This window comes from Deefgea salmonis (assembly GCF_020531905.1).
Taxonomy (GTDB): domain Bacteria; phylum Pseudomonadota; class Gammaproteobacteria; order Burkholderiales; family Chitinibacteraceae; genus Deefgea; species Deefgea salmonis.
In genome coordinates this window covers 275,875-296,578 of the sequence record NZ_JAJAWG010000001.1, presented here as the reverse complement: position 1 = coordinate 296,578, position 20,704 = coordinate 275,875, and the positions used below count along the sequence as shown (strand labels likewise).

General features: G+C 50.1%; 15 protein-coding genes. 2 read left to right on the top strand and 13 right to left on the bottom strand.

The genetic code is table 11. The features are described 5' to 3' along the window. The 11 genes from LG219_RS01270 to LG219_RS01220 form a co-directional block, all read right to left on the bottom strand. A complete protein-coding gene (locus LG219_RS01270) occupies window positions 1–3,867 on the bottom strand; it encodes a translocation/assembly module TamB domain-containing protein (protein WP_226762741.1) in 3,867 nt (1,288 codons plus the stop codon). Next, on the bottom strand, window positions 3,864–5,579 hold the full coding sequence (locus LG219_RS01265; RefSeq protein ID WP_226762740.1) for an autotransporter assembly complex protein TamA: 1,716 nt from the start codon (window positions 5,577–5,579) through the stop codon (window positions 3,864–3,866). Before LG219_RS01265 ends, LG219_RS01270 begins: the two co-directional genes overlap by 4 nt. Before the next feature lie 234 nt (window positions 5,580–5,813). Further along, window positions 5,814–6,032, bottom strand: coding sequence for a hypothetical protein (locus LG219_RS01260; RefSeq protein WP_226762739.1), 219 nt, complete (start codon window positions 6,030–6,032; stop codon window positions 5,814–5,816). 288 nt (window positions 6,033–6,320) lie between these two features. Then, complete coding sequence (locus LG219_RS01255; protein ID WP_226762738.1) at window positions 6,321–6,887, bottom strand: chalcone isomerase family protein; 567 nt, start codon at window positions 6,885–6,887, stop codon at window positions 6,321–6,323. A 71-nt stretch (window positions 6,888–6,958) separates the two neighbouring features. Next, the gene (locus tag LG219_RS01250; protein WP_226762737.1) at window positions 6,959–8,161 is read right to left on the bottom strand and encodes an acetyl-CoA C-acyltransferase; all 1,203 of its coding nucleotides are present in this window, start codon (window positions 8,159–8,161) and stop codon (window positions 6,959–6,961) included. 181 nt (window positions 8,162–8,342) lie between these two features. After that, the gene (locus LG219_RS01245) at window positions 8,343–10,733 is read right to left on the bottom strand and encodes a 3-hydroxyacyl-CoA dehydrogenase/enoyl-CoA hydratase family protein (RefSeq protein WP_226762736.1); all 2,391 of its coding nucleotides are present in this window, start codon (window positions 10,731–10,733) and stop codon (window positions 8,343–8,345) included. Between the two features lie 87 nt (window positions 10,734–10,820). Then, complete coding sequence (locus LG219_RS01240; protein WP_226762735.1) at window positions 10,821–12,143, bottom strand: OmpP1/FadL family transporter; 1,323 nt, start codon at window positions 12,141–12,143, stop codon at window positions 10,821–10,823. Between the two features lie 65 nt (window positions 12,144–12,208). Then, a complete protein-coding gene (locus tag LG219_RS01235; protein WP_226762734.1) occupies window positions 12,209–14,665 on the bottom strand; it encodes an acyl-CoA dehydrogenase in 2,457 nt (818 codons plus the stop codon). Window positions 14,666–14,684: 19 nt separating this feature from the next. Beyond that, a complete protein-coding gene (locus LG219_RS01230) occupies window positions 14,685–15,329 on the bottom strand; it encodes a TetR/AcrR family transcriptional regulator (protein WP_226762733.1) in 645 nt (214 codons plus the stop codon). 109 nt (window positions 15,330–15,438) lie between these two features. Next, complete coding sequence (locus LG219_RS01225) at window positions 15,439–16,767, bottom strand: leucine-rich repeat-containing protein kinase family protein (RefSeq protein WP_226762732.1); 1,329 nt, start codon at window positions 16,765–16,767, stop codon at window positions 15,439–15,441. Continuing rightward, on the bottom strand, window positions 16,767–17,165 hold the full coding sequence (locus LG219_RS01220) for a YchJ family protein (RefSeq protein WP_226762731.1): 399 nt from the start codon (window positions 17,163–17,165) through the stop codon (window positions 16,767–16,769). The genes LG219_RS01225 and LG219_RS01220 overlap by 1 nt, the downstream gene beginning before the upstream one ends. 57 nt (window positions 17,166–17,222) lie before the next feature. On the opposite strand from LG219_RS01220, the gene LG219_RS01215 reads away from it, so the two are divergent. Then, window positions 17,223–17,906, top strand: coding sequence for an HAD family hydrolase (locus tag LG219_RS01215; protein ID WP_226762730.1), 684 nt, complete (start codon window positions 17,223–17,225; stop codon window positions 17,904–17,906). Window positions 17,907–18,028: 122 nt separating this feature from the next. Here the strand turns inward: LG219_RS01215 and dut are convergent, their stop codons facing one another. Together dut and coaBC are read right to left on the bottom strand one after the other, a co-directional pair. After that, window positions 18,029–18,478 carry a dUTP diphosphatase gene (dut, locus tag LG219_RS01210; protein WP_226762729.1) on the bottom strand — a complete coding sequence of 150 codons (450 nt, stop codon included), beginning with the start codon at window positions 18,476–18,478 and terminating at the stop codon, window positions 18,029–18,031. A 145-nt stretch (window positions 18,479–18,623) separates the two neighbouring features. Next, window positions 18,624–19,817: a bifunctional phosphopantothenoylcysteine decarboxylase/phosphopantothenate--cysteine ligase CoaBC gene (coaBC, locus tag LG219_RS01205; protein ID WP_226762728.1), complete on the bottom strand. Its 1,194-nt coding sequence runs from the start codon at window positions 19,815–19,817 to the stop codon at window positions 18,624–18,626. Between the two features lie 50 nt (window positions 19,818–19,867). Between coaBC and radC the strand changes: the two genes are divergently transcribed. Further along, window positions 19,868–20,542, top strand: a complete 675-nt coding sequence (gene radC / locus LG219_RS01200) for a RadC family protein (RefSeq protein WP_226762727.1) — start codon at window positions 19,868–19,870, stop codon at window positions 20,540–20,542. The last annotated feature ends 162 nt before the right edge of the window (window positions 20,543–20,704 follow it).

Here is a 20,704-nt window from a genome sequence, read left to right as displayed (position 1 = left end):
TCAATCAAACTGCCATGTGTAATCGACATTGAGCGAGCTCTCATCCACCCCGATGCGTGAGACCACGGCCCAATTTCTGGATAACTGCCAAGTAAACCGTACCGCATCACGCAAGCCATTAAAGCTTTTATCCAGCGACACGCGTAAATTTTTGGCCAATTGCTTACTCACCGAAACCACTTGTGTAGTACTGCCGTCTTTTTCGCGCACCGTGTTGTAACCCACTTCATCAATCCCCACGGCACCAAACAATTGATCGGTTAAGCCTTGACCATTGTTATTACTGGCCATGGCATTTAAAACTTGCAAAATCAAAGCCCCATCGGCTTTTTCCATGTTTTCAGAGCCATGACCAAAGAGCAGCCACGAGAGTTTTTCCGAGTCCGGCACATTTGGGTCAGAATACAAAGTCACCCGTGGCGAATACGCTGAACCTTGCACTTTCACCCCAGCTTCAACCGCGAGATTGGTTCGCACCGCCAAAATATCTAAGCCTGGATTATCCAGCGGCCCAATAAATGACAACACCCCGCGCTCAATCTCAAGTTTTTGTCCGTATGCCTTATATTCACCTTCTTCAACACTCACCGTACCATGCGCGCTCAAGGCTTGATTGCCGCTGGCTTTAAGACGCAGTTGCCCAATCAACTCAGCGTCGAGCCCATAACCGCGAAAGCGAAAGTTCTTACCCAAATCAACGCCAATTTCAACACTGGCCGACATCGCTTTTTGGACTTTTTTCGGCGTAGCGCCCAAGACCACCACGTCCGACGACAAATGCGGCACATCATTAGAAACAAACTGAATGTCGCCTTCATCAGCAACAAACTGCCCGTTGACAGCCAAAGCGCCGTCGTGCATCGCCAAGGTACCTTGTCCTGAAATCACCAACAGCATATCGGCCTTGCTAATTAAAGTGAATTTCTTGGCCGCCAATTGAATGGTGATATCAGGTTGCGCACTGTCTTTTAAATCCACCCGGCCCGAGCCTTCAATCAGCCCACTGCCACTGCCGTTAAACTTCATGGTTTTTAGCGTAATTTGCTGGCCATCCAAACCGATATCCACCACGCCCTCGCGTAAATGTACCCCCAAACCGGCATCTTTATACAGCAAACCCGTGCCTTTAATTTGCCCCGCCAAGCTCACTTTATCCCCCAACGCGACGCGAGTTACATCCAAATGCGCCCGACCACCCAACACCACGCCATCCCCCACAAACGGCGAAAAGACTTTCAAATCTGGCAAATCGCCGACCAACGCGACTTTCATCGCTTGCAACTCAGAAACCTGCCACTGCGCCGCGTCAAGCAAGCCGCTGGCGGTCAATCCCACCTTGCCATAACGAGGACTGCTTAACTGGCCATTCACATTCAATTGATTTTGATTGATCGCCCCTTTGAGCGCCAAAGCATCTAACAAAAAGGGCCGCAGGCCATCATGACCTCGCCAAACTACATCTCCTTGCTGACGAGCTAGCTCAAAGCGGCCATTCACCGGCGCCGCAGGTGCCGACTGTGTTAAATCCCATTGCCCCGCCAAAATCAAATCGCTTTGTATTGCCGTATTGTCGAGTAAATTTAGCAAATCGCTCACCTGCAGCTGCTTAATCTGGCCTTGGGTATTGATCGCACCATTGCGCCAATCAAAGCGGCCAATATCAATCACACTGCGCCCTACTTGCAAATTTGCGCCAGATAAACGCAATTGATCGCTCGCCAGCGATAAAGACGCGGCGTTTTGCAACTGAAAAGGCAGCCAAGCCATCCCGTTCAAACGCTCAATTTGTCCTTGCCAGACTCGACTGGCATTCAAGCCACCTTTGAGTAACACATCCAAAGCCAGCTCATGCTGATCTTTGTTGCCTTTGGCCGTCAGCGTTACCGTGTGCTGGTCTTGACGCCCGTTGATTAACACATTGGCGTTGGCAATTTGTAGTCCTGGCATCGCCAACTGATTGATGGCCAAACGCAGCTCAATCGGCCCTTTTAAGTCGGACTGCACATTGGCGAACAAATCAGCACTGCCGACTTCCAGCGCCCACGGCGTATTGAGCTGCTTCACATTCAGTGTGCCTTGCACATTGGCTTGCTGCATTGAACCGGAGAGCTGACCTTTACCAGTCACCACGCCAGAGAAACCCTTACCTAACACCTGTAGTTCAGGAAAATCAATTTGATAATTGAGCTGGTCGTTATTCTTTCCGAGTACACCATTCAAATCGAGGCGATTTTTGCCTAAGGCCAACCACAGTTGCGGGATTTTCAAACGATCGTTATCCAGTTTGAGCTGACCCGATCCGGACAAAGCCTGCTGATTGTAAAGGCTATTTAACAGCTGATAGTCAACATCCAGACGCAGCGTTGGCTCAATCTGGCCACTGGCTTTAATTTGGCTATTAATTCGCCCGGCTGGCGATGCCGCAATATATTCGGCCGGATTAAATTGCTGCAATTGCGCCGTTAAAGCAAAATCAAACGGTGCTTGTAAATTTAACTCCCCTTTGGCGGCCAATTGACTGCTACCACGCTGCAAATCCAATTGGCGCACGGCAATTCGCCGCTGCTCAGCTGGCTTTATCCAGCCTAAATCGAGCTTGAGCGCGGTTTTTAAGCGCTGATCTTTGATTTCGCCTTGCACATTAGGCGCGCGCCACGGGCCTTGGACGTGAATTTGCCCACTCATTTTGCTGGCCGCTTGCGGTGACCAAAATTGCGCCGGATCGATGTCTTGCAATGCCAGATTCAGATCGAGCACTTCATTGAGAATACCGCCTGTGGCGCTCAATCGCCCTTGCCCGCCAAATGCCATCGCCAACTGCTTGACCTGCAAATCATTGCCCGTCAACTGCAATTGCGCCGTCAATGACGCCAACGGCAAACCGTGCAGATCTAAAGTGCCGAGCTGATGGTTTTTGAACTGCAAATTCATCGCCACGCCGCCCCCGCTCGATTCAACGTGTAAATCTGCGTCGATTTTGGCTTGAGGGGCGGCCGAACTCCACGCGGCCGGATTAAATTGCTTTAGCTCAATTTGGCCATGCTGCAAAATTTGATACGCATGCGCCGCAAACACATCGAGTTTAACGTCGACATTCGCGCGCACTGCCGCCGACTTTAAATCCGCCTTCACCGCCAACGCACGCAAATCACCCAGCACTTGTCCAACGGCGGTCAGCTCTTGCGCTTCAAGCTGTCCGGCTAAAACAAAAGAACCCGCAGTACGAAATGGCGACTTGCCTGATACATTCAGCGCCGCGCTCAGCGTGCCTTGCGGGGCATGCAATTGGCTGATCGTAATGCGATGCTCTTTGCCATTGCTGTCAAATCCCGCTTGAATTTGGCGCAATGTTGGCGCGCCGCTGATTTGCAACTGGGCAATCTGCAGTTCAAGGATTTGTAAACTGAGCGGTAAAGTAAAGCTTTCTGGCACCGGGCTGGGCTTGGCCATTGGTGGGGATGGTTTGGTTTCTACCTGCAAAGTACCTAGGCGTAATTCATTGATGTATAGCTTTCTAAGCAATAATGAATAAGGGCTCCAGTCCAATACCCCATGATCCAGCTGAATTAACGCGCTGGTAGTGTCCACCTTTAAATGATTCACTTCCAATCGCGACCAAAATGAGCCTTGCAAAGACTGGATTGACACCATGCCGCTGCGATTGATCATCTCTACCAAACGCGCTCGACCATAATCGGAATCCAGCGCAAACAGCAGCCCAGCGCATAGTGCGACCAGCAGCGTCATACTGCCCAGCACGCTCCAAAAAACGCCGCGAACCACACGCCGAAATACACTTTTGACCGGTTTAGCTGCAGCCACCGGCGCCGCCGTCGGCACTTCTTCAGGGATTAAATCGGGATTCAAAACGCAAGACCCATCGCAAATTGAAAGCGAAGTTGAGATTTATCGATACCATAGGCAATATCCGCGCCGATTTGGCCAACTGGACTGAGCCAGCGCGCACCAATTCCCGTGCCACGGACTGGATTCAAAGTGCCCCAATCGGCGCCGGCGCCACCATAATCATAAAAAATAGCCGCGCGCCAATCTTTGTAAACCAAATGTTGATATTCAATCGACGACGTCGCCAAAACACGCCCTGGGGCAACCGCGCCATCAATATCCACCCCTAAAGATTGATAATCATAACCGCGCACTGAGCCCATGCCGCCAGCGCGAAACAGCCACTCGGTCGGTACGCCAACCGCACTACGGGTAAACGTTTGCCCCAGCTCCAAACGTAAAGCCAAAATGCCTTCTTGGCCAATCTTGTTGTAGTGAATGGCGTTGCCATAAGCGCGCACAAAGCTCACGTCACTCATAACCCGCTCAGAAGCCCCACCGATTTCGGTGTGCAATAAATAACCATTGCGTGGATCTTTTAAGCTATCTAAATCTCGAATAATTGACTTGTAATTTAAGGTCAATGAATGCGGACGATCGCTACTGCCATTGCTAATTTGTCGATGCTCCGCCAAATATTGCAATGAAATATAATGCTCTTGCTTACGCTCAATCCAATTACGCGATACGCCAATTCGATAATTATCGGACTGCAAGCCTTCAATGTCGGAGCTGGCATAATTGATATAACCGTTATGCTCCCAGCCACTGGGCATTTTGGGAATGGCCACGGCAATATCAAACAGCTGCTCTTTTTGTTTGATTTCCAGCTTGGAATTAAAAATCCAGCCCCGATCAAACAGATTTAAATAGCGATAATCCACCCCAGCTTGCGCGCCCGTATTGGTGCTGTACCCCAAATTAGTGATGACTTTATTCAGTGGCGACTCTTGCACGTCAATCTGCACAGGTGCGATATACGGCGGGCTCGACGGCAGCGAGACATCCACCAGCGCCGAGGCAAAATGCGGTAAATTTTGCAGTTCAGTTTGCAAATTGAGCAGCTGATTACGTCGATACGGCGCGCCTGCTTGCAAATCGACTAAATCACGAACCAGTTTTTCGGGGTAACGGCTCAGGCCGTGAATCTGTACTGGGCCATAAACATACGCTGGTCCACTGTCCATCGAGATATTCAATTGCGCCGTTTTTAATTCCGGATCAATGATGGCCTCACTCAAGCTCATCACCGATGCCGGATAGTCGCGGGCCATAAACGACGCTAACGTGCGTTTTTTTAAATCGTCCCACTCATTTTGCGTAAATTTCTCACCGATTAATTCATCGCTACGGGTTTCAAAGCGTGACTTTAGCATGTCTAAACGCGGTAAATTCTCCAGCACTTCACCGGTGACGTTGAGTTTTGCATCATGAATAATCACCGGCTTGCCCAAATCGACCGTGATATAAACCACGGTTCTACCCTGCTCCACTTTCATTTCTGACACCGTTTTGGTGTTGAAATAACCTTCAGTGGCCAGCAGATCGGCGACCGACTTGGGTAAGAATTCCAAAGAGCGGCTCAATTGCTCGGACGAATTACGTGGACTGTCTTTTAGCTTGAAGATCTCTAGATATTGCTCCAGCAGACTGGCGACACGAGCATCCGCATTGAGCACCACACGATAAGTAAACGGCGCTTCTGCGGCAATCAGTAAGGAAGAAAAAGCCATTAAACCAGCGCCAAGCGCATAGAGGGGAGATGAATTGAACAAGACAAAACCATGATTCACGCAAAATGCTACTTTACCCAAACTCAAGCAAGTTAGCTGCATTATCGTGCGATAAACAAAAAAATCCCGACTTGTCCTGTGTAATAAAACACAAGTCAAAGCCGGGCACAGGAGGATGGAGTCGATAACGCAACTTTCGCTGCGGGTACTACGGTTACTACATGAAATCGGTGCTTAGCGCTGAGTCAATTTCCAGCCGTAAGACTTAACCAGCAATTGTTGCTGAAATTCAAAGTTTTTGATCATTTTGAGTAAGCCACGCATGGTGTTTCTCCTTAAGTTATCCGGTTGCACCAACCGGCCTTGCTGTGTTTCTTTCGATGTACGTACTTTAACAAAACTACCCAGACCATGCAAGTGTTTTTGTACTTTAATTACGTACTTATCGAACAATTAAAACAACTACAAGTACAAAAATAAGATCATACTCCATAATTATCAATAACTTAGCCTGTAACAAACAAACAAATAGCAACAACTAAAATGTAGCATTACTACATTTATCTTTGAAAAAATATTACAAACAACTAAAAACAAAGTAAGCCTGAAGAAAAAACCCCAACCTAAATCCGGTCGGGGCTGCGTACTCAATACTGGTTCCGTTGTGATCACAAACGCCGCCGATTGCCCTCTTTTGTTCAGCAAAGCAATACAACGCGGCTCAACAACACAGCCAGCTTTTTATGCTTTTAATAAGGCGGCCTTTAAACTCTCACTGACCGGTGATTTACCCAACCAGATCGACAGCATCGCGCTGGCAATCGCATCACCCGCAACCATCCCCGCCACCTGCCCACGCACCAATACCTTGACACCTTTGCCCGGCAAAAAATCCAACACAATCACGTCGCCCTTATTGGCGACCTTGATTTCGGTAAAGATTTTCTCTAGCTCAGCGACCTTGGGCGCGAGCGCTTTCAATTGAGCCGCACTGAGGTTGTCTTGCAAGCCTTCGAGCAAAGCATTGTATAAAGCCGCTGACTCCACATTACGCAACATATCCAACTGAATCCGTCTTGGCGTAGCCGCATTAATAATGGCATTGGCGTCATTGCTTTTGGCTGCGGTATATAAAGCGGCCACATACACGTCAAAAACCATTTTTTTGCGGATCCCCGCGCCGTTTAACACCAAGGGCGTTTCGGCCACACTGACTTTCTCTGGCAAGTTCACGCCCGCCATTTCCAGTGCATACGCCGGATGAGCTAAGCACACCGCCAAAGCCATTACTGAGATTTGTTTTTTCATAACGTTCTCCAAAAAAAAGCCCGCTTTCAACTCAGCGGGCTTTAGATGCATTGAATTTCAAAATGAAACGCTTATAAAACTTGCAAAATACCAGCAGCACCCATACCAGTGCCGATACACATCGTCACCATGGCATAGCCTGATTTGCCTTGACCGCGCAAACCATGAATCGCCGTTGCGGCACGAATCGCACCCGTTGCGCCCAAAGGATGGCCCAAAGCAATAGCACCACCATGTGGATTGACAATCGACATATCCAAACTCAAATCACGGCTCACGGCCAGCGCTTGCGCGGCAAATGCTTCATTGAGTTCAATCCAAGCCAAATCAGACAAATTCAAACCGGCTTGTTTTAAAGCGGCAGGAATCGCCTCTTTCGGACCAATCCCCATAATCGCGGGTGGCACGCCTTTCACCGCAAACGAAACGTACTTAGCCAATGGCGTGAGATTAAATTCTTTGAGGATTTTTTCTGACACCAAAATCAACGCCGCAGCACCGTCGGACATTTGCGAGCTATTACCGGCAGTCACACTGCCTTTGGCGGCAAAGACGGTTTTCAGTTTAGCCAGACCTTCCAAGCTAGTGTCAGCGCGCGGGCCTTCGTCATTGAGCAAGGTTTTGTTGATCAATTCCACTTCACCGGTCGCCAAATTCGGAATGCGATACGTCACCTCAATCGGTGCGATTTCGGCGCTAAATTTACCCTCAGCAATCGCCGCCAAAGCACGGCGGTGCGATTCAACGGCAAAAGCGTCTTGATCTTCACGACTCACCTGCCATTGCTGCGCCACTTTTTCCGCAGTCAAACCCATGCCATACGCAATGGCGACGTTTTCATCGGTGTCAAAAATACTCGCGCCCAAAGATAATTTATTGCCACCCATTGGCACCATCGACATCGATTCCGTACCCGCCGCAATCATCACATCGGCTTCGCCCAAACGAATTTTGTCGGCCGCCAACGCCACGGCATTAATACCCGACGAGCAAAAACGATTAATCGTAATGCCGCCCACGGTATTCGGCAGACCAGCCAGTAGCGCACCAATCCGCGCCACATTCATCCCTTGCTCGCCTTCTGGCATGGCGCAACCGGCCACCACATCGGACACCAAAGCCGGATCGAGCGACGGTACTTGCGCCATCGCCGCTTTCAATACATGCGCCAATAAATCATCCGGGCGAACGCCCTTAAGCATGCCGCGCGGCGCTTTGCCCACTGGCGTGCGCACTGCGGCAACAATATAAGCTTCTTGAATCTGTTTGCTCATTTTGAATTCCTAAAATTTGGCAAAACCTGCATCCACCACCGGCATAACCGCTCTTTTGACCGTGGATTCAAGTTTGGTTTTTTAATTTGCGATCAGTTGGCCAACGGCCAGTCGTGAACCGTTCACGAACGGCGATCGCCTTGTCGTACCGGCACATGCGCTGTGCACGGTACGACAACGATCAATTTCTCAGTGGTTTATTAAATTCAATCATGTGCATGATTCGTTCTTGGGTTTTGCCTTTTTGCAGCAAGCCCATAAAGCGTTCACGCTCTAATTTCAAGATCCAATCTTCGTCGACCAAAGTGCCGGCATCGACGTCGCCACCGCAGACGATTTCGGCAATTTGTACGCCAATATGGAAGTCATACTTACTAATAAAGCCGCCTTCAAGCATATTGACCAATTGCGCACGAATGGTTGCTGCGCCTGAGCGACCGGCAACCGCGAAGGCTTTCGGACGTACTGGCGGACGGTAGCCGGTGGCCGCCATCGCAGTGACTTGCGCTTGCGCCACAAACAGCAACTCGTTGGCATTCATCACAATCACGTCAGATTCTTTTAGGTAGCCAATTTGCTGGCCTTCTTCAGCACTGGTACCGACTTTGGCCATGGCCATTGCGAGGTAATAATCTTTGAGCACTTCCAAAATATTGCCGTTACGGGCTAAACGCGAAGCGCGCAGTGCAAACTCTTTACAACCACCACCGGCTGGCAACAGACCGACACCAACTTCAACCAAGCCAATATAGGTTTCAACATGCGCGACAACACGAGCGCAATGCATTAAGAATTCACAACCGCCACCAAAAGCGTAACCTTGCGCAGCGCCCACTACCGGCACTTTGGCGTATTTAATCGCTTGCGAGGTTTTTTGAAATTCAAACACCATCCGTTCGAGTGCAGCAAAATCGCCACTCATAAACGCTGGGCCCATACTCATCAAATCTGCGCCGACTGAAAACGGTGCTGTAGCGTGCCAAATCACCAAACCGGGGTGGTATTGCTCGGCAATCTTGATGGACTCTTGGATACCGGCCAATACATTGGCACCCACGCAATGCGCCTTGGTTTTAAAGCTCAATACTGGCACGCCAGCCGTGGTTAGATTGCTCGGTGGCATCCACATCCGCACACTGTCGTTTTCGTAAATGGTGTCGCCAAAATTAGGTTCAGCTTCGCCCAACACGGTCGGTGGATACAATTGACGCTCGTACACCGGCAAGGTTGAACGACCAACCAACTCTTGCGTTACCGCATTGAGTGAACCTGCTGGTGTATGTACGCCATCGCGCGCCATCACCCAAGCTGGCAATGGCGTGCTCGACAAGGTTTTGCCCGCAGCGATGTCTTCATTAATCGCGGCAGCAATGGTTTGCCAACCTGCAGCTTGCCACATTTCGAACGGACCTTGTTCCCAGCCAAAGCCCCAACGAATAGCAAAATCAACATCGCGGGCATTGTCGGCAATGTGTTCCAGTTGCACAGCGATGTAATGCCAAACGTCCCGCAGGCAAGCCCACAAAAATTGTGCTTCTGGCAAGTTAGACGCGCGCAGTGACGCCACTTTGGCGGCAAAATCAGTATTTTTCAGCAACGCCTTCACTTCATCGGACGCTTTTTGACCACCCGCGATGTATTGACCCGTGCTCGGATCCAGCATCAACACGTCTTTACCGACCTTCTTAAAAATACCTTGACGGGTTTTTTGCCCTAAAGCGCCAGCTGCGATCAGTTGCTCTAGCCATTCGGGTGATTTGAACAAGGCATGCCATGGATCGGCTTGCAATGTATCGGTCATGGTTTTAACCACGTGAGCAAAGGTATCTAAGCCCACCACGTCGGCGGTGCGGAATGTCGCTGATTTTGGCCGACCCAAGCGTGGCCCGGTTAAATCATCGACCACGTCAAAACGAATGCCGAAGTTTTTAGCGTGCTCAATCGTTGCTAGCATCGAGAACACACCAATTCGGTTGGCGATAAAATTCGGGCTATCTTTGGCGCGAACCACGCCTTTACCTAAGCGCAGCGTGAGGAATGTTTCGAGTGCATCTAGGGTATCGGGCTGGCAGCCTTTCGTGGCAATGAGTTCAACCAGATACATATAGCGTGGCGGATTAAAGAAATGAATGCCGCAAAAACGCGATTGCAGCGCAGCAGGTACATTCGCCGCCAAAGCTTCAATCGATAAACCTGAGGTATTACTGGCTAAAATCGCATGCGCGGCCAAATGCGGTGCGATTTTGGCGTATAAATCGGCCTTCCAATCCAAACGCTCAGCAATGGCTTCAATCACCAAGTCGCAATCGGCCAATAAAGCCAAATCGCTGCCGTAATTGGCTGGCACAATGCCATCAATCCGGCTGGCAGACATCAATGGCGCTGGTTTTAATTTTTTAAGATTATCTAAAGCTTTGAGTGATATCGCATTGGGATTGCCAGTAGCTGCTGGCAAATCAAACAAGACGGTATCAATACCAGCATTGGAGAGATGCGCTGCAATTTGCGCGCCCATCACGCCTGCCCCTAAAACTGCCACTTTGCGAATTGGCATTGTCAAACTTACACTCATAATCACTCTCTTCGCAGGCCAGCCCTGCAGCTATTCGGTTAGATTTTCTTCTTGCGCCCAAAACTCACGCTTTGGGCGCAATCTGACTTAGAAACGATAGTTATATTGCATACCCAAGGTCACTGAATTAACGCTGTAATTGCCGTTCATTGAGCCACCCGAGGCTTCACTTGGATCTAAAGCTTTACGATTGATGGTTGAGCTTTTTAGATGAACATAAATTGCCGCAAGGTCAATCGCGTTATTTTTGTCAATATTGTAACGAGCACCCAAGGCATACCAAATTCGGTCGCTATCGGGAATACTGGCAATGCGCTCGGCATCATTGGCTTCAGGTGATTGGTCATACGCTAAACCGGCACGGAAAGTCCAAGTTTGATTCGGCGTATAAATCCCCCCGACTGAATAACGGCTGGTATCGCGCCAGCGCGTTACCGTGACCGAATCGGCATTACCCGGTGATTTGATGCGGATTTCGTCAAAGCGAGAATGCCCAGTCCAGGTGTAATCAGCCGTCATCGCCCACTCAGGGTTAAATTGGTGAAAGCCATTGATCGAGAATGATTCTGGCGTTTCTACCGCTAACGTCGCGTCGCGATTTTGTAACGCTGCTGATTTACCCACCGTCGATTGCAGCGCGCTCGGTACGGTGAAGGTTAAATCGCCATCCAAGGTATGTTTGATTTTTGAGCGATACGCCATGCCCACTCGAGTGTCTTGACTGATATTAAACAAAGCACCCAAGTTAAAGCCGTAGCCAATGTCATTGCCTTTCACTTCAGACTTGCCATCAAACGCCGAATTACCAAAAAACGCTGGGTTTCTCGTTGCCGTACCTAAATCTAAAGCCTTGCTAATTTGACCATTAATATACTGCACACTGACACCAGCACCCAGAGCGACCGTGTCGTTCACTTTGTACGAGATCGATGGATTGACATTGATCGTTTCAATTTTGCTCTCTAAAGCTTGATAGCGACCTACCCAGCCGGCTTCGTAATCAGTGTGCGAGCCAAACGGTACAAACACCCCAACCCCGACATTGACCTTGTCATTGACTTGGTAGGTGGCATACAGATGCGGCACTGCGGTGGTTTGACCAAAACTACCGCCATTGCCACCCGTTACCGGTTTGCCGGTGATGGTTGTAGTTTTGGTATTGGTGTACTCACCCTTAGGAATCACCACATTGAGCACACCCGTCACTTGCGTGCCCTCAAGACGGCTCATACCGGCTGGATTGTAGAAAATGGTTGAAGCGTCCATGACTTCGGCGGCGCCAGAATTGGCCACCCCCTGATTACTCGCACTTTGGGTACCGAAGTGGTAGCCCGAAGCCAAAACTGAGGCAGAGCTGAGAAACAAACTAGTTGCACCGATCACTTTTATTGAACGCACAAGCATCTTCATTTTTATATCTCCAAGGGTTTTATTGCACCACATACAATGTAAGCTTTTATTAGCTTACTCTTATATTACACAATCACTCGGTGAATGGCCTCAGAATCTGCATGCATTAACTGTGCATCAAAATCATCCACCATAATCACTTCCCGCTTGAGACGACGAGCACGCACCACGGCAGCGTGTTCTTCTGCAGTAATCAATCCTTGATTCAAGGCCTCTTGTAAGCGAGCCTGAGCCACAATTGCTTTTAACTTCCCTTCGCGCTGAGCACGGCGCAATTTGTTCTCGACGGCTTCGGTCGCAATCACCGCTTTCAATGCATGCTCCAAAACGCCAATCGAATCGGTTTCGTCGCTAGAGCGATACATAAATTGCACCAAGCGATCACGCGATGCAGAAGGCTCCATCAAGCTACGGGCAATGTCAGTACCAACCGTGTCTGCAGGCTGGCGCATGGTCATGCCGCAAGGGAACACTAACTTACGCACGCACCATGACAAGGCCCGATTCGGGTGATTCGCCAAGAAGCCATTCATTGCTTCCTGACAATCGTAGAGCGCAGTTTCCACCGCCCAACGTACCAAAGGACGATCTTCTACTGGCTGGCCATCATCGTTAAATTTCTTCAATGCGGCAGTGGCGATGTATAAATTTGACAACATATCGCCCAAACGCGCCGATAGTTTCTCTTTAAATTTGAGGCTACCACCCAACGTTGCCATCCCCATATCGGCCAAGAAAGCAAATGCCGATGAGAAACGAACGATGTCGCGATAATGCTGAGCAGTTGGACCTGACACCGGCACGCTGACAAAACGCGCACCAGTTAAACCCAGCCAGCAGCTACGCACCAAATTAGATATTGCAAAACCAATGTGGCTGATTACGGCGTCATCAAAAGCAGGTAAATCCTTATTCATTGCCGCTTTGAGTTCACGCAGTACAAACGGATGGCTACGGATTGCACCTTGACCAAAGATAATCATGCTGCGCGTCAGAATATTGGCGCCTTCAACCGTAATGGCAACCGGTATAGCGTGATAACCCAGAGCCAGATAGTTACGTGGCCCAATACATACCGCTTTACCCGCATGCACATCCATCGCGTCATTCAGCGTTTTGCGCATTTTTTCAGTATTGTGGTATTTCAAGATTCCGGAAATCACCGATGGTTTTTCGCCCGAATCGAGCCCCGTCAACGCCAAACGTTGCGCGGCATCCATCTGATAGGTAAAGCCACCAATACGGCCCAGTGCTTCATCCACCCCTTCAAAGCGACCAATTGACAAGCCAAACTGGCTACGAATACGAGCGTAAGCGCCAGTGGTATACGACGACAACATACCAGTGGCAACCGACATCGCTGGCAATGAAATGCAGCGGCCGACTGACAAACACTCAACCAACATCTTCCAGCCTTTACCAACGTAATCTTGGCCACCGATCACCCAATCCATCGGGATAAACACGTCCTTACCCCAGTTCGGGCCATTTTGGAACGCGCTAGTACCTGGATAATGGCGACGACCGATTTCAACGCCTTTGTGCTCGGTTGGAATCAAAGCGCAAGTAATGCCTATGTCTTCTTTGCTGCCCAATAAATGATCAGGATCGTAAAGCTTGAACGCCAAACCCAAGATGGTCGCAACTGGCCCCAAGGTGATATAGCGTTTTTCCCATGTCAAGCGAATACCAAGCACGTTGTCATGAGCGACGCCAGTGCGCGGATCGGTGTAGCTGCCGCGAGTCACGATACCAAAGTCAGGAATGCCACCAGCGTCAGAGCCGGCTTCTGGGCTAGTCAAGGCAAAGCAGGGAATCTCTTCACCGACGGCCAAGCGTGGCAAGTAATAATTCTTTTGGGCTTCAGTTCCATAATGCTGCAGCAACTCACCCGGGCCGAGTGAATTAGGCACCATCACCGTTACTGCGGCCGAACCGGAACGGGTCGCGATTTTAGTCACCACGCGAGCATGCGCATAATTACTAAATTCTTTACCGCCGAATTTCTTTTTAATGATCATGCCCAAAAAGCCGTTTTTCTTAATGAAATCCCAAGCTTCTGGCGACAAATCTTTGTCTTTTTGCGTGATTTCCCAATCATTGAGCATCGCGCACAAGGTTTCAGTTGGGCCGTTTAAAAACGCCTCTTCTTCAGCCGTTAATGTCGGTTTGGCATACTGATGCAATTTGTCAAAATCAGGCTTACCCGAGAACAAATCGCGATCCCACCAGACCGTACCGGCATCAACCGCTTCTTGCTCGGTCTGTGACATCGGCGGAGTGATTTTGCGGAAAATACCAAACAATGGCCCAGTAATTAAAGCGCGACGTATTGGCTTGAAGTTCACGATAATCAACAGCGCGATCAAGATACCCAGCACGATCGGGTTTAAATTTTGCTGATAAAAAGCATAGCCTGCCCCAATCAAAATCAGCAAAGAACTCCACCATAGTGGCGCGCGGGAATAAGCAAGTACCCCGAGTAAAGCCACAACTGCAAAAATGCAGATAACAATTGACATGATTAACTCCAAGTGGCGACTAAACGGCTGCAGGGCTATTTAAGCCTGCAGCAATAAAAGGCAATAACATCTGTGCAACTAACTGCGGATCACGGGCATTGACCAAAGACTGGGACATAAATAAGCGCATCACATTATTGCCAGCGAATGCGTTGAACATGGCGCTGGTCATAAAGTGAAAACGCCAACTCACTTCTTGACTAGATAAATGCGGCAAAGCCTGCCCCAACGCATCAAGATAACGACGCGTTAGCTCGCCATAGCGTTGTGGCAATTTTTCTTTTAAGACTGGATTGGGTTCAACATAACTACGCGCCAGCAGCTTGACGAAAATCAGCCCGCCATGCGCTGGATTACTGCCCATTTCCATCGCCGCCGACACAAAGGCTTCGGCAACTTCGGTGGCGGTAAAGTTATTTTTACTGCTGGTGAGTTGATTGATTTTGTCGAGAGAAAGGCGAGCAAAAGGCTCGGCTCGGCGTTCAAAAACGGCTTGAAACAAGCCTTCTTTAGAGCCGAAATAATAATTCACTGCAGCAATATTGACCTGTGCCGTGCCAGTGATTTGCCGCATCGACGTGCCAGAAAAACCATGCTCAACAAACAAGATTTCTGCAGCATTTAAGATGCGTAATGATGTTTCTAGTGCCTTCCCCGTTTCCATGCCAGACCCCATGTAATAACTTGACTTGCATCAACTTCAAACAACTGTTTGAAAATTAAATCGAGCCACTACATCTGTCAAGCCTGTCACAGCAATCTAGGGAAGATACCTAGTTGTTTTGCAAAATTCGCCACACTCCTTGCTGCAAATCAGCAAATGTCGTCTGCGTCGCACTCGCAGAATCAACACATCTTTTTTGCCAGTGCAGCAAGTCAAGCCGCACATCGTCATGGTCATCTGGCCAATCGATTCGCGCCAATAGTTCAGCCAATAAATGGCCAAAAGCACGGATTTCAATCTGCTCTAGCGCCGCTGCCCACGCTGCATCTGGCGGATAAAACGATGCCGCGCCAAAGTCGCCCAAATAAGTTCGGCCATCGGGGTGATACAAAATATTATGCGCATATAAATCACCGTGCAAAATGCCACGCTGGTGTAAATGCCGCGCCGCATCGGCAATGCCATGCGCTAACAACAAAGCTGCGCGCCAAGTCAGGCGTAAATCGCTGGCATACACATCGGCAATGCACGTACTTAAACTCGGTGGCGCGGCCAACACACTCAACTCGGCTGAAATCAAAGGCATGATCAAGCTCAGTCCCGCTGCATGCCCGTTCAATTGCGCCAAAGCCCCAATCAAATGCGGGTGTTCACCGGCAGCGCGGCACACTGCCATTTCAGTGTGCGGCCAACCGTCGCTGGTGACTGCACCTTTAAAAATCTTAACGGCGACTGCACGCGGCTCTGCGAGATGCCATTGCGCTTGATAGATGGTGCCCGACGCCCCTGCGCCGAGCTGCCGCCCTAGCGTCACGTCGGCCGCATTCACGCTCACCACATCAGCGATCTCGTTCAGTTCGAACGCGGCATTGAATGGATTACCCCCAATCGCCAACCACGCCAAGCGCGGTAACTGCAATAGGCATTCGGGAAACGCCGTCAGTTGATTGGCCGCCAGCCGAATCAATGCCAATTGCTGGCATTGCGCCAGCGCAGCGGGCAGTGCGGACAAGCGATTGCCTGCCAACATTAATTTTTCAAGTTGCTGACAGCGCCCAATCGAGCTAGGCAGTTCAGTAATTTGATTGTCCGTTAGAGTCAACCAGCGCAAATGCGGCGGAAATGCTTCGGCGGCGACATGTGCAATTTGATTGGATTTAAAGCCAATCATTGTCAGCGACGGGCATTGCCCCAATACCGCAGGGAGCTCAGTAAAGCAATTTTCAGAACAAAAAATCACTGCTAAATGCCGCAGCCGTGGCAAATCATCCGGCAAGCTCGAGAGCTGATTACCCGATAGATTGAGGATTTTAAGACTATCGGCCAGAGCAAAAATCTCGCGCGGAAACTCCGTCAAACCACAGCTAAGATCTAAGCGGGTACAGCCTTGCAAAGCACCGGCCTTTAATTGCGCCAAGGTATTCAATCCCGCGAACATTAAATCACTTCACCATCAAGGTAAAACCAGCGCCCATCTTCGCGAACAAAACGGCTGTGCTCGCTCAAGCGGTACGCCACCGTGCCGACTTTGTAGCGAGCGACAAAGCTCACTTCGCCCTCATCGCCTTGCTCAGCAGCAAAACTCACTTTTAAACTTTGCCACTTTACCGCCGCATCTTCAGCCAGACCCAAATCATCCGGACGGGTTGAAGCATGCCACGTGGCATTTAAATAATCTGCCAATTCAAGCACATAGGCGCTATAGCGCGAACGCATCAAGCTTTCTGGCGTTGGCGCAGCAAGGCCAGCATGATAGCGGCCACAGCAACGGCCATAGGTTGCAGGTAAGCCACAAGGGCAAATCGATTGGGCGGAAACGGTCATTTTCAGAGTCATAAATCAATTCAAGGCGAGTAAACTGGCGTATTGTTGAAATAAATCGAAAATAAGGCAATGAAAATAAACACCAACCCCAATAAAATTGCGGCGGCCATCTTTGATATGGACGGTTTATTGATTGACAGTGAGCGGATGGCCTTAAGCTGCTGGCATGATGCTGCCGAACAATTAGGCCACTCCATTGCCGCCGAGATCCCGCTGGGCATGATTGGCATGCATTCATCGAAAACCGAAGCGTATTTGCACGCTGCACTCGGGCCGCATTTTCCAGTCGCTCAATTGCGCGCGGCAACGCATGAAATCTACCTTGCCCGCAGTCATGAAACGATCAATTTGCGGCCCGGCGTGATCGAATTACTCGATTTTTTAAAACAACACGCTATTGTCTGCGCGGTTGCCACCTCAACGAAACGCGCCATGGCGAATCATCACCTCTCCATTAGCGGTTTATGGCCTTACTTTCAATTTGCCGTTTGCGGCGATGAAATCACCCACCCCAAACCCGCCCCTGACATTTACCTCAAAGTGATCGCCCAACTGGGCGTACCAGTTGCCAATTGCGTGGTGTTTGAAGATTCTAATTTTGGCGCACAAGCCGGCCACGCCGCCGGATGCCGTGTAATCATGGTGCCCGATCTACTCCCAGCCAGCGCGCAAACCCAAGCACTGGGCATTGAAATGGTGGATTCACTACTGACCGCCAAGCAAATACTCGAACAAAGCCAAGCCCAGCGATAAAGCAAAAAAAATCGCACCGAAACCACGGTGCGATTTTTAAAATGGGTATTGGCTTCAAAGCCATTTTAAATATACGCTATAGCGACATACCCAACCATAGCCACCCTTAAGTTCAGCGGTGCTTAATGCTTGCCGGTACTACCAAAGCCGCCTTCGCCGCGATCACTGACAGCAAATTCATCGACGATATTAAAGCCCACTTGCACCACGGGCACGATGACCAATTGCGCGATGCGCTCTAAAGGTTGGATCGTAAATGTGGTATTGCCTCGATTCCAAACCGACACAAAAATTTGCCCTTGGTAATCAGAGTCAATCAGACCCACCAAATTACCCAACACGATGCCATGCTTATGCCCCAAGCCTGAGCGCGGCAAAATCATCGCCGCTAAACCGGCATCATCCAAATGCAAAGCCATGCCCGTCGGCACCAAGGTGGTTGCGCCGGGAGCTAATTCGATCGGCGCAGTCAAACAAGCGCGCAAATCCAATCCTGCGGCACCTGCTGTGGCATAGGCCGGCAAATTATCTTTTAAGCGTTCGTCTAAAATTTTTACATCGATCGTGGTCATAGTATTTCCTAAAAACATTTAAATTAAATAATGACCTAGGGTCTGTTGGCATCTGCCTGAGCAAAGCCAGCAAACCCTGAGTCGATTGAGCCAAATCGGTGACAAGCTCCCAACTGAGTCAATTTTAAGCCGGTAAAACCCGGTTTTATTTTTCTAATTGCGCTGCGTCGTACAAACGGGCGATATGCGCAATCAGTTTGCGCGCAATATCGATTTTAGGGGCGCGCGCTAACCGCGTTTCACCGCTGTCATCCAGCAGCACAATTTCATTATCATCTTGCCCCATCGCCGTCTGCACTAAATTGGCCGCCAATAACGGCAGTTTTTTACGTTTACGTTTGGCTTCGGCGTATTCCAATAGATTTTCTGATTCAGCGGCAAAACCGACGCAAAATGGCGGATTGGCTTTGGCGGTCATATTGGCCAAGATGTCCGGATTGGGCGCGAGCTCTAGCGTTAAAATATGCGCGTCTTTTTTAATTTTTTGCTCCGACGGATTGAGCACGTAATAATCGGCCACAGCGGCAACGGCAATAAAGATATCCGCCGCAGCCACCTCAGCCTCAACCGCAGTGAGCATTTGCTGCGCGCTCAACACATTAATGCGCCGCGTACCGATCGGTGTTGGCAACGCCGTTTCACCCGACACCAGCACCACTTCAGCACCCGCCTCATACGCTGCACGCGCAATCGCGTAGCCCATTTTGCCTGAGCTGCTATTGGTAATGCCGCGCACCGCGTCAATGCGCTCAAAAGTTGGCCCTGCGGTGAGGAGCACCCGTTTTCCGAGTAAACGTTTCGGCTGCAGACTGGCTTCGAGTAATTCAAAAATTTGCGCCGCTTCCAGCATCCGGCCATCACCGACCTCGCCGCACGCTTGCTCACCGGCGCCTGGGCCCAAAATCGCCACGCCATCGGCACGCAATTGCGCCACATTGCGCTGATTGGGGGCGTTTTCCCACATTTGCTTATTCATTGCTGGCGCAACGAGCAAGGGGCAAGTCCGCGCAGCAACCAAGGTCGACAATAAATCATCACAATGCCCTTGCGCGATTTTGGCCAACATATCGGCCGATGCCGGCGCAATCAACACCGCCGCCGCGCCACGGGTTAAATCAATGTGCGCCATATTATTGGGCATCCTCGCATCCCACTGATCCACAAACACCGGATGGCCTGACAATGCTTGAAACGTCACTGCGCCAACAAAATGCGTTGCCGCCTCGGTCATCACCACGTGGACTTGATATCCCGCCTTCACCAACAGCCGGGTTAATTCAGCCGATTTATACGCGGCAACGCCGCCGGTAATGCCCAATACAATTTTTTTATGACTCACAATGTAAGCCTCTGCTATAGCGAATATCCGAAGTTTACCAAGAAACGCCGATGTCTATCACCGATTGGCCCGCAGATTCTCGTCCACGGGAAAAATTACTCCGCCATGGCGCAGTGGCACTCAATGACGCTGAATTACTGGCGATTTTTTTACGCGTCGGGATTGCCGGCAAAAGCGCCGTCGATTTAGCGCGTGATTTGCTGCAGCATTTCGGCTCATTACAAGCTTTATTTCAAGCCAAGCTCGATGATTTTGCGCACATTAACGGCATTGGCGACGCCAAATATGCTCAATTGCAAGCGGTACTCGAAATGAGCCGCCGCGCGCTGTGCGAAGAGCTCAAAGCGCGCGATACGCTGAGCAGCCCCAGTGCGGTGCGGGATTTTTTAAAGCTGCGACTGCGTGGCCTCAATCATGAAGAATTTCATGGCTTATTTTTAGACAACAGCCACAAGCTGATTGCCGCCGAGACTTTATTTAAAGGCACGCTCAGCGAAACCCGCGTTTACCCCAGAGAGCTGGCGCGGCGGGCGTTAGAACTCAATGCCGCTGCGCTGATCGTCGCGCACAATCACCCTTCAGGCCACGCCGAACCCTCACCTGCTGATATTTTACTCACCAGCCAATTGCAACATGCTTTAGCGCTGCTGGATATCAAACTACTCGATCACTTTATCGTCGCCGCCCACCGCGTGGTGTCCTTGGCCGAGCTCGGCCATTTATAAGCACCCACCGCCGCAGAACAACGCCCTTTCTGCCGCGTTCGTAGCAAAAATGCAACATACTTTCAAACAGTCATTTTAAAAAATCAGCGCGCCTATTGGCAAAAACAGCAAGCAGTTGCGATTTTAAATCGACACCGACGAGCCACCGCCAAAGCCACGCAC

Excerpts from the sequence above, each read along its gene's own strand:
- LG219_RS01245 (WP_226762736.1), bottom strand. The coding sequence starts at position 10,733 with ATGAGTGTAAGTTTGACAATGCCAATTCGCAAAGTGGCAGTTTTAGGG.
- LG219_RS01215 (WP_226762730.1), top strand. The coding sequence starts at position 17,223 with ATGAAAATAAACACCAACCCCAATAAAATTGCGGCGGCCATCTTTGAT.
- dut (WP_226762729.1), bottom strand. The coding sequence starts at position 18,478 with ATGACCACGATCGATGTAAAAATTTTAGACGAACGCTTAAAAGATAAT.
- LG219_RS01250 (WP_226762737.1), bottom strand. The coding sequence starts at position 8,161 with ATGAGCAAACAGATTCAAGAAGCTTATATTGTTGCCGCAGTGCGCACG.
- radC (WP_226762727.1), top strand. The coding sequence starts at position 19,868 with ATGTCTATCACCGATTGGCCCGCAGATTCTCGTCCACGGGAAAAATTA.
- LG219_RS01225 (WP_226762732.1), bottom strand. The coding sequence starts at position 16,767 with ATGTTCGCGGGATTGAATACCTTGGCGCAATTAAAGGCCGGTGCTTTG.
- LG219_RS01235 (WP_226762734.1), bottom strand. The coding sequence starts at position 14,665 with ATGTCAATTGTTATCTGCATTTTTGCAGTTGTGGCTTTACTCGGGGTA.
- LG219_RS01255 (WP_226762738.1), bottom strand. The coding sequence starts at position 6,887 with ATGAAAAAACAAATCTCAGTAATGGCTTTGGCGGTGTGCTTAGCTCAT.
- LG219_RS01265 (WP_226762740.1), bottom strand. The coding sequence starts at position 5,579 with ATGGCTTTTTCTTCCTTACTGATTGCCGCAGAAGCGCCGTTTACTTAT.
- LG219_RS01220 (WP_226762731.1), bottom strand. The coding sequence starts at position 17,165 with ATGACTCTGAAAATGACCGTTTCCGCCCAATCGATTTGCCCTTGTGGC.
- LG219_RS01230 (WP_226762733.1), bottom strand. The coding sequence starts at position 15,329 with ATGGAAACGGGGAAGGCACTAGAAACATCATTACGCATCTTAAATGCT.
- LG219_RS01240 (WP_226762735.1), bottom strand. The coding sequence starts at position 12,143 with ATGAAGATGCTTGTGCGTTCAATAAAAGTGATCGGTGCAACTAGTTTG.